Raw genomic sequence first — 8191 nt, forward strand, 5'->3', positions numbered from 1 at the left:
TTCAACTATATTCCCTCAAATGGTAGAGCACACTATAGCTGTACATGACGGAAGAAGACATATTCCTGTATATATAACAGAAGATATGGTAGGACACAAACTCGGAGAGTTCGTTGCAACAAGAACTTTCAAAGGTCACAAAGATGACGAAAAAAGTAATAAGAGAAAATAATTAAATCCTGACTAGGAAAGGAGGAAGAACGATGGAAGCAAGATCAATCGCAAAATATGTACGTGTATCTCCAAGAAAAGCAGGTCAAGTATGCTCTCTTGTAAGAGGTAAAAACGTTGATGAAGCTTTAGCAATATTAAAATTCACTCCTAGAGGAGCAGCTGATATAATAGCTAAAGTAGTAAAATCAGCAAAAGCTAATGCTGAAAATAACCATGAAATGGATGCAGATAAATTATATATAGCATCAATAGTTGCTAATCAAGGACCAACTATAAAAAGATTTATGCCTAGAGCACAAGGTCGTGCAACTATGATAAGAAAAAGAACTTCTCACATAGAGGTTGTTTTAAAAGAAAGACAATAGAGTTAGGAGGGAAATAAATGGGACAAAAGGTTAACCCACACGGACTAAGAGTCGGTGTTATAAAAGATTGGGATTCAAGATGGTTTACTACTGATAAAAAAGAGTTCGGAAGTTTATTATTAGAAGACCACCAAATAAGAACATTCCTAAAAGAAAAATTATATGTTGCTGGTGTTGCCAAAATAGAAATAGAAAGATCAGCAAACAAAATAAGAATAGATCTTCATGTTGCTAAACCAGGTGTTGTTATAGGTGCAGCTGGAGCTAAAATAGAAGCTTTAAAAGCTGAATTAGAAAAAATGACTAAGAAAACTGTTATAGTTAATATAATAGAAGTTAAAGGAATAGATAGAAATGCTCAATTAGTAGCTGAAAACATAGCATTAGCTATCGAAAGAAGGGTAGCTTTCAGAAGAGCTATGAAACAAGCTGTACAAAGAGCTTTAAAATCTGGTGCAAAAGGTATAAAAGTTGCTGCATCTGGTAGATTAGGTGGAGCTGAAATGGCTAGAACTGAAGGTTATAGCGAAGGAAATGTACCACTTCAAACTTTAAGATCAGATATAGATTACGGTTTCGCTGAAGCTGATACTACTTATGGAAAAATAGGTATAAAAGTTTGGATATGCAATGGTGAAGTTTTACCAACTAGAAATGGTGTAAACCCAAGAGAAGAAAGAAAAGATAACAGAAGAGATAGAAGAGATAACAAGAGAAGAGATAATAGAAGAGATAACAATAGAAGAAATTCTAGAGGAAATGACAGAGCTAGAGGACAAAGACCACAAGGACAAAGACCTCAAAGAGCTGAAAAAAATAATTAATTAAAGTTAGCTTCAAGGAAGGAGGAGAAATCTCATGTTAATGCCAAAGAGAGTAAAACGTCGTAGAGTTCATAGAGGTAGAATGACTGGAAAGGCTCAAAAAGGTAACACAGTTACTTACGGAGAATACGGACTAGTTGCTTTAGAACCATCTTGGATAACTTCTAATCAAATAGAAGCTGCCAGAATCGCGATGACAAGATATATAAAAAGAGGCGGGAAGGTTTGGATAAAAATATTCCCTCATAAACCAGTAACAAGAAAACCAGCTGAAACTCGTATGGGTGCTGGGAAAGGTTCTCCAGAATATTGGGTAGCCGTAGTTAAACCAGGAAGAGTAATGTTTGAATTAGCAGGTGTTCCTGAAGATAAAGCTAGAGAAGCAATGAGACTAGCAGCTCACAAACTTCCTATAAAATGTAAATTTGTGAAAAAAGAAGATTTAGAAGTAAAGGGTGGTGAATAGGATGAAAGCTAAAGAGTTAAGAGATTTAAACAGCGAAGAGCTAATAGTAAAATTAAATGACTTCAAAAGTGAATTATTTAGCTTAAGATTCCAATTAGCTACTGGTCAATTAGAAAATACAGCAAGAATAAAAATGGTTAAAAGAGATATCGCAAGAGTTAAAACTATCCTTGCTGAAAGAAAGTTAAACGAAACTAGAGCTTAATTTGGAAAGGAGGCTTTTAAACATGGAAAGAGGAAGAAGAAAAGTAAGAATAGGCCGTGTTGTAAGTAATAAAATGGACAAAACAATAGTTGTTGCTGTTGAAGACTTCGTACGTCATGAATTATACAACAAACCTGTTAAAAGAACTAAAACGTTTAAGGCACACGACGAAAATAACGAATGTAGAATCGGAGATAGAGTAAAAATAATGGAAACTAGACCTTTATCAAAAGACAAGAGATTCAGACTAGTTGAAGTTGTTGAAAAAGTTAAGTAGTTTTTTTGGAAAAGGAGGGATTACGAATGATACAACAAGAGACACGCTTAAAAGTTGCTGACAATTCTGGTGCAAAAGAATTACTATGTATACGTGTACTAGGTGGAAGTAAAAGAAAATATGGTAACGTAGGTGACGTTATAGTTGCTACAGTTAAAAGTGCAACACCTGGTGGAGTTGTAAAAAAAGGAAAAGTAGTTAAAGCTGTTATAGTAAGAAGTAAAAAAGGCATTAAACGTAATGACGGAAGTTATATATCATTCGATGAAAATGCTGCAGTTATAATAAGAGACGACAAAACTCCAGTGGGAACTCGTATATTCGGGCCTGTTGCAAGAGAGTTAAGAGATCATGAATTTATGAAAATAGTTTCTCTTGCTCCAGAAGTACTATAATAAGGAGGTGCAATAGGAGACATGATGCGCGTTAAGAAAGATGATACAGTTGTAGTTATAGCTGGTAAAGATAAAGGTAAAAAAGGTAAAGTTGTTGCTGTTTTACCAAAACAAGACAAAGTAGTAGTTGAAGGTGTAAACATAATAACTAAACATCAAAAACCAAATGCAATAAATCCACAAGGTGGAATAATAAATAAAGAAGCTCCAATCCATATATCTAACGTAATGCCAGTTGATCCAGAAACTGGAAAAGGAACAAGAGTTAGATACGAAGTTAAGGATGGAAAAAAAGTAAGAGTAGCAGTAAAGAGCGGAAAAGAAATATAATACAATACGACTTGAAAGGAGGGACCACAAATGGCTTCTAGATTACAAGAAAAATACATGAAAGAAGTTGCTCCTGCATTAATGGAGAAATTTAATTATAAAAACGTAATGGAAATACCTAAAATAGACAAAATAGTTATAAACATGGGTATAGGAGACGCTAAAGAAAATCCAAAAGGATTAGAAAAAGCTGTTGAAGAAATGGAACTTATAGCAGGTCAAAAACCAGTTATAACAAAAGCTAAAAAATCAGTAGCTAACTTCAAATTAAGAGAAGGTATGCCAATAGGTGCAAAAGTTACATTAAGACAAGACAAAATGTACTATTTTATGGATAAATTAGTATCAGTTACTTTACCAAGAGTTAGAGACTTCAGAGGTATAAACCCTAACGCTTTCGATGGTAGAGGAAACTACGCTTTAGGAATAAAAGAACAATTAATATTCCCAGAAATAGAATACGATAAAGTAGACAAAGTAAGAGGAATGGATATAATATTCGTTACTACAGCTAAATCAGATGAGGAAGCTAGAGAATTACTAAAATTATTAGGAATGCCATTTTCAAAATAATAGATAAGGAGGGATTCCAGTGGCTAGAAAAGCAATGGTTGTAAAACAACAAAAGAAACAAAAATATAAAACTAGAGAATACACTAGATGTTCTATATGTGGTAGACCACATTCAGTTTTAAGAAACTTTGGTATATGCCGTATATGCTTTAGAGAATTAGCTTACAAAGGACAAATACCTGGTGTTAGAAAAGCAAGTTGGTAGAATTTGCCCAAATATGAAAGGAGGTTTTCAATATGACAATGACAGATCCAATTGCAGATATGCTTACTCGTATAAGAAATGCGAACACTGTTAAGCATGAAACTGTTGACGTTCCAGCTTCTAACATAAAGAAAGAAATAGTAAGAATCTTATTAGAAGAAGGTTTTGTTAGAGGTTATGATGTTATAGAAGATGAAAAACAAGGAATAATAAGAATACAATTAAAGTACGGACAAGCAGGAGAGAAAGTTATACAAGGTATAAAAAGAATCTCTAAACCTGGTATGAGAGTTTATACAAACGCTCATGAAATACCTAAAGTATTAAACGGATTAGGTATAGCAATAATATCTACTTCAAAAGGTATATTAACTGACAAACAAGCAAGAAAAGAAAATGTAGGTGGAGAAGTTATCTGCTACGTTTGGTAATAATATTAAAGAGAGCAAGGAGGTGTAACTATGTCAAGAATAGGTTTAAAACCAATAACAGTGCCAGCAGGTGTAGAAGTTACTATAGCTGAAGGTAACCATGTAACTGTAAAAGGACCAAAAGGAACTTTAGAAAACAAGTTCGATGCTGCTTTAACAATAAAACAAGAAGGTAATGTTATAACAGTAGAAAGACCAACAAACAACAAACAACATAGATCATTACACGGATTAACTAGAACATTAATAAACAACATGATAACTGGTGTTAACACTGGTTTCGAAAAGAAATTAGAATTAGTTGGTGTTGGATACAGAGCACAAAAACAAGGAAATAAATTAGTTATGAACTTAGGATTCTCTCATCCAGTAGAAATGGTAGATCCAGAAGGAATAACTGTAGAAGTTCCAAATCAAACTGAATTAGTAGTAAAAGGTATAGATAAACAATTAGTAGGAAACTATGCTGCTAAAATAAGAGATTGGAGAAAACCAGAACCATACAAAGGTAAAGGTATTAAATACGCTGGTGAATATATAAGACGTAAAGAAGGTAAAACTGGTAAGAAATAGGCCAAATTAAGAGTTTAACCAAATAAAGGGTGAAAGGAGTGAGCTCAGTGTTAAAGAAAGCTGATAAAAATGCTAAAAGACTTCAAAGACATAAGAGAGTTCGTAGAAAAGTATTCGGAACACCTCAAAGACCAAGATTATGTGTATTTAGAAGTTCAAACAATATATATGCTCAAATAATAGATGACACAAATAGAGTAACTCTTGTAGCTGCATCTTCATTAGAAGAAGCTGTTAAGAGTGCTGTTAATCATACAGGAAACAAAGACGCAGCTAAAAAAGTTGGCGAATTAGTAGCTAAAAAAGCTGTTGAAAAAGGAATCACTGAAGTAGTATTCGACAGAGGCGGATATATATATCATGGAAGAATAAAAGAGTTAGCTGAAGGTGCAAGAGAAGCTGGACTTAAATTCTAATAAAAGAGGAGGGAAGATCACATGCGTCGTAAACTTATAGATGCTAGACAACTAGACTTACAAGAAAGAGTTGTTGAAGTAAGACGTGTTACTAAGGTTGTTAAAGGTGGTAGAAACTTTAGATTCGCAGCTTTAGTAGTAGTCGGAGATGAAAACGGACACGTTGGTATAGGTACTGGAAAAGCAATGGAAGTTCCAGATGCTATAAAGAAAGCAGCAGAAGATGCTAAAAAGAACCTTATAAATGTGCCAATAGTTGGTACAACTATTCCTCACGAAGTAATCGGACACTTCGGTGCTGGAAAAATAATAATAATGCCTGCTCAAGAAGGTACAGGAATCATAGCTGGTGGGGCTGCAAGAACTGTATTAGAATTATCAGGATTAAAAGATGTTAGAGCTAAATGTTTAGGATCTAGAAATCCAAGAAATATGGTTAATGCTGCTATAGAAGGATTAAGTTCTTTAAAAACAGCTGAAGATGTAGCTAGACTTAGAGGTAAAAAAGTAGAAGATCTTTTAGGATAAGGAGGTAGTGTGAAATGGCTAAATTACAAATAAAATTAGTTAGAAGTACAATAGGAACTACTCCTAAACAAAAAAAGAATGTTGAAGCTTTAGGATTAAGAAAAAGAGAACAAGTAGTTGTTAAAGAAGATAATGCCCAAATGAGAGGTATGATCGCAAAAGTTGCTCACTTAGTTGAAGTAACTGAAATAGCTGAATAATTATAGATAAGGAATTAAGAAGGAGGTGCAATCCATGAAACTACATGAGTTAAAACCTGCTGAAGGTGCAGTAAAATCTAGAAAAAGATTAGGTAGAGGTACTGCTACAGGTCAAGGTAAAACTGCAGGACGTGGACAAAAAGGTCAAAAATCTCGTTCAGGCGGTGGAGTAAGAGTTGGATTCGAAGGTGGACAAATGCCACTAGCAAGAAGACTTCCTAAGAGAGGTTTCAAAAATCCATTCACAAAAGAATATACAGAAGTTAATGTTGAACTTTTAAATAGATTTGAAAATGGTACAGAAGTAACTGCAGAATTATTAAAATCTACAGGTGCTATAAGTAAAATAGAAAAAGATGGAATAAAAATATTAGGTCAAGGAAATCTTGAAAAAGCTGTAACAGTTAAAGCTGCTAAGTTCACTGCATCAGCTCAAGAAAAAATCGAAAAAGCTGGAGGAAAAGCAGAATTAGTATAATCTGTTCTTTCGAAAGTTACAGGTGGGTGATATTACGTGCTATCAAAGATCAAACAATCTTGGAAAGTTAAAGATGTAAGAAAAAGAATTTTATATACCCTAATGATGATTCTAATATTTAGAATAGGTACCACAATACCAGTTCCTGGAGTAAATACAGCGATTATAAGTAGTATGGTAAGTGGAAATAACTTACTTGCACTATATAATATGTTTACAGGAGGAGCATTTAGTAACTTTACACTATTTGCTCTAGGTATAGGACCATATATCACAGCTTCAATCATAATACAACTTCTTACAGTTGGATTTGAAAGCTTAAAAGAGCTACAAAAATCTGGTGAAGAAGGTAGAAAGAAGATGAATATGTACACTAGATATACAGCATTAGTATTAGCAATAATACAAGCTGTAGGTATAACTCTAGGAGTTGTAAGAAGTGCATTGACATCTGATAGTGTTTTCTTCATAGCAACAGTTATAATTACATTAATATCAGCAAGTATGATCTTAATGTGGATGGGTGACAGAATTACTGAAAAAGGACTAGGAAATGGAAGTTCTGTCATTATATTTGTGGGTATTATCTCAAGAATACCTTCAGATATCATAGGTGTTGTATCATCAGTACAACAAGGAACACTAAAAATATGGTTAGGAATATTATTAGCTGTGATAATGCTAGTAACTATAGCAGCTGTTACATTTATAAATGAAGCAGTCAGAAAAATACCAGTACAGTATGCTAAAAAAGTTGTAGGAAGAAAATTATATGGAGGTCAAAACTCTCATATACCAATGAAAGTAAATCAATCAGGGGTTATGCCAATAATCTTTGCTAGTTCACTTTTAGCTTTTCCACAAACAATAGCATTATTTATGGGCGAAAATGCTCAAAATTTTGTTTCCACTTACTTAAGCACATCTGGTGATATAGGTTTTTGGATTTATAGATCACTAGAAGTTCTATTAATAGTATTTTTCTCTTATTTTTATACTACAATATCATTTAACGTAGATGATATTGCTGAAAATATGAAAAATAATGGTGGATTCATACCAGGAATCAGACCTGGTAGACCTACAATAGATTATCTAAGCAAGATATTATCAAGAATAACTCTAGCAGGAGCTTTATTCTTAGCAGTAGTTGCAATGATACCAGCATTTACAGTTCATTTTATGCAAGTAAATATGAGTTTAGCAGGTACATCAATACTAATCGTTGTAGGGGTAGCACTTGAACTTAAGAGACAGTTAGAGTCACACCTAGTTATGAGAAGTTATCAAGGATTTTTAAAATAAATTGGAGATGATTAAATGAGACTAATATTATTAGGACCTCCTGGTGCTGGAAAAGGAACTCAAGCAGCAGGGATCGTTGAAAAATACAAAATACCTCACATATCAACAGGAGATATATTCAGACAAAATATAAAAGAGGGAACAGAGCTTGGAAAGAAAGCTAAAGAATATATGGATCAAGGTTTACTAGTTCCAGATGAATTAACAGTTGGTTTAGTAACTGATAGAATATCACAACCAGATTGTGGAAATGGATTCATGCTAGATGGATTTCCAAGAAATGTATCTCAAGCAGTACAATTAGATGCATTCTTAAAAACTAATGGCATTGCTTTAGATAAAGTAATAAATATAGAAGTTGATAAAGAAAAATTAGTTGCAAGAGCTGTAGGTAGAAGAATCTGTAAATCTTGTGGCGCTACTTATCATATAGAATTCAACCCATC

General features: G+C 33.5%; 18 protein-coding genes. All 18 read left to right on the forward strand.

Translation table 11 applies throughout. The annotated features are described in order from the left end of the window. The coding region (locus ACI3VO_RS00755) for a ribosomal protein S19 family protein (protein WP_439756080.1) at positions 1–172 on the forward strand (172 nt) is incomplete at its 5' end. Positions 173–203: 31 nt separating this feature from the next. Then, positions 204–539, forward strand: a complete 336-nt coding sequence (gene rplV, locus ACI3VO_RS00760; protein WP_007285291.1) for a 50S ribosomal protein L22 — start codon at positions 204–206, stop codon at positions 537–539. 17 nt (positions 540–556) lie between these two features. Beyond that, positions 557–1363: a 30S ribosomal protein S3 gene (gene rpsC, locus ACI3VO_RS00765; RefSeq protein WP_320627287.1), complete on the forward strand. Its 807-nt coding sequence runs from the start codon at positions 557–559 to the stop codon at positions 1361–1363. Positions 1364–1397: 34 nt separating this feature from the next. Further along, positions 1398–1829: a 50S ribosomal protein L16 gene (rplP, locus tag ACI3VO_RS00770; protein WP_290690752.1), complete on the forward strand. Its 432-nt coding sequence runs from the start codon at positions 1398–1400 to the stop codon at positions 1827–1829. Between the two features lies 1 nt (position 1830). Beyond that, positions 1831–2034, forward strand: a complete 204-nt coding sequence (gene rpmC / locus ACI3VO_RS00775) for a 50S ribosomal protein L29 (protein ID WP_320627286.1) — start codon at positions 1831–1833, stop codon at positions 2032–2034. Between the two features lie 22 nt (positions 2035–2056). Further along, positions 2057–2311 (forward strand): 30S ribosomal protein S17, encoded by a 255-nt coding sequence (rpsQ, locus tag ACI3VO_RS00780; protein ID WP_290690747.1) that lies wholly within the window; start codon positions 2057–2059, stop codon positions 2309–2311. A gap of 26 nt (positions 2312–2337) precedes the next feature. Beyond that, positions 2338–2706, forward strand: coding sequence for a 50S ribosomal protein L14 (rplN, locus tag ACI3VO_RS00785; protein ID WP_320627285.1), 369 nt, complete (start codon positions 2338–2340; stop codon positions 2704–2706). A gap of 24 nt (positions 2707–2730) precedes the next feature. Beyond that, entirely contained in the window at positions 2731–3036 is a 306-nt protein-coding gene (rplX, locus tag ACI3VO_RS00790) for a 50S ribosomal protein L24 (RefSeq protein ID WP_320627291.1), read from the forward strand. Positions 3037–3066: 30 nt separating this feature from the next. Then, entirely contained in the window at positions 3067–3609 is a 543-nt protein-coding gene (rplE, locus tag ACI3VO_RS00795; RefSeq protein WP_439756076.1) for a 50S ribosomal protein L5, read from the forward strand. 19 nt (positions 3610–3628) lie between these two features. Next, positions 3629–3814 (forward strand): type Z 30S ribosomal protein S14, encoded by a 186-nt coding sequence (locus ACI3VO_RS00800; RefSeq protein ID WP_320627283.1) that lies wholly within the window; start codon positions 3629–3631, stop codon positions 3812–3814. A gap of 32 nt (positions 3815–3846) precedes the next feature. Then, the gene (gene rpsH / locus ACI3VO_RS00805; RefSeq protein WP_320627282.1) at positions 3847–4245 is read left to right on the forward strand and encodes a 30S ribosomal protein S8; all 399 of its coding nucleotides are present in this window, start codon (positions 3847–3849) and stop codon (positions 4243–4245) included. A gap of 30 nt (positions 4246–4275) precedes the next feature. Continuing rightward, the gene (gene rplF, locus ACI3VO_RS00810; RefSeq protein WP_439756077.1) at positions 4276–4818 is read left to right on the forward strand and encodes a 50S ribosomal protein L6; all 543 of its coding nucleotides are present in this window, start codon (positions 4276–4278) and stop codon (positions 4816–4818) included. Between the two features lie 47 nt (positions 4819–4865). Further along, positions 4866–5234 carry a 50S ribosomal protein L18 gene (rplR, locus tag ACI3VO_RS00815; RefSeq protein WP_320627280.1) on the forward strand — a complete coding sequence of 123 codons (369 nt, stop codon included), beginning with the start codon at positions 4866–4868 and terminating at the stop codon, positions 5232–5234. A gap of 21 nt (positions 5235–5255) precedes the next feature. Continuing rightward, positions 5256–5762 carry a 30S ribosomal protein S5 gene (gene rpsE, locus ACI3VO_RS00820; protein ID WP_320627279.1) on the forward strand — a complete coding sequence of 169 codons (507 nt, stop codon included), beginning with the start codon at positions 5256–5258 and terminating at the stop codon, positions 5760–5762. 14 nt (positions 5763–5776) lie between these two features. Further along, entirely contained in the window at positions 5777–5962 is a 186-nt protein-coding gene (rpmD, locus tag ACI3VO_RS00825; RefSeq protein ID WP_290690728.1) for a 50S ribosomal protein L30, read from the forward strand. Between the two features lie 34 nt (positions 5963–5996). Beyond that, positions 5997–6440 (forward strand): 50S ribosomal protein L15, encoded by a 444-nt coding sequence (rplO, locus tag ACI3VO_RS00830; RefSeq protein ID WP_290690726.1) that lies wholly within the window; start codon positions 5997–5999, stop codon positions 6438–6440. Positions 6441–6476: 36 nt separating this feature from the next. Beyond that, positions 6477–7745, forward strand: a complete 1269-nt coding sequence (secY, locus tag ACI3VO_RS00835; protein ID WP_439756078.1) for a preprotein translocase subunit SecY — start codon at positions 6477–6479, stop codon at positions 7743–7745. Between the two features lie 15 nt (positions 7746–7760). Further along, positions 7761–8191, forward strand: a 431-nt coding sequence (locus tag ACI3VO_RS00840; RefSeq protein WP_439756079.1) for an adenylate kinase, incomplete at its 3' end; no start/stop codon positions are given.

Origin of the sequence: Intestinibacter sp. (genome assembly GCF_051866655.1) — a bacterium.
Taxonomy (GTDB): Bacteria; Bacillota; Clostridia; order Peptostreptococcales; family Peptostreptococcaceae; genus Intestinibacter.

What these genes read in the sequence shown, in the direction of transcription:
- rplV (WP_007285291.1), top strand. Translation starts at nt 204, where the DNA reads ATGGAAGCAAGATCAATCGCAAAATATGTACGTGTATCTCCAAGAAAA.
- rpsC (WP_320627287.1), top strand. Translation starts at nt 557, where the DNA reads ATGGGACAAAAGGTTAACCCACACGGACTAAGAGTCGGTGTTATAAAA.
- rplP (WP_290690752.1), top strand. Translation starts at nt 1,398, where the DNA reads ATGTTAATGCCAAAGAGAGTAAAACGTCGTAGAGTTCATAGAGGTAGA.
- rpmC (WP_320627286.1), top strand. Translation starts at nt 1,831, where the DNA reads ATGAAAGCTAAAGAGTTAAGAGATTTAAACAGCGAAGAGCTAATAGTA.
- rpsQ (WP_290690747.1), top strand. Translation starts at nt 2,057, where the DNA reads ATGGAAAGAGGAAGAAGAAAAGTAAGAATAGGCCGTGTTGTAAGTAAT.
- rplN (WP_320627285.1), top strand. Translation starts at nt 2,338, where the DNA reads ATGATACAACAAGAGACACGCTTAAAAGTTGCTGACAATTCTGGTGCA.
- rplX (WP_320627291.1), top strand. Translation starts at nt 2,731, where the DNA reads ATGCGCGTTAAGAAAGATGATACAGTTGTAGTTATAGCTGGTAAAGAT.
- rplE (WP_439756076.1), top strand. Translation starts at nt 3,067, where the DNA reads ATGGCTTCTAGATTACAAGAAAAATACATGAAAGAAGTTGCTCCTGCA.
- rpsH (WP_320627282.1), top strand. Translation starts at nt 3,847, where the DNA reads ATGACAATGACAGATCCAATTGCAGATATGCTTACTCGTATAAGAAAT.
- rplF (WP_439756077.1), top strand. Translation starts at nt 4,276, where the DNA reads ATGTCAAGAATAGGTTTAAAACCAATAACAGTGCCAGCAGGTGTAGAA.
- rpsE (WP_320627279.1), top strand. Translation starts at nt 5,256, where the DNA reads ATGCGTCGTAAACTTATAGATGCTAGACAACTAGACTTACAAGAAAGA.
- rpmD (WP_290690728.1), top strand. Translation starts at nt 5,777, where the DNA reads ATGGCTAAATTACAAATAAAATTAGTTAGAAGTACAATAGGAACTACT.
- rplO (WP_290690726.1), top strand. Translation starts at nt 5,997, where the DNA reads ATGAAACTACATGAGTTAAAACCTGCTGAAGGTGCAGTAAAATCTAGA.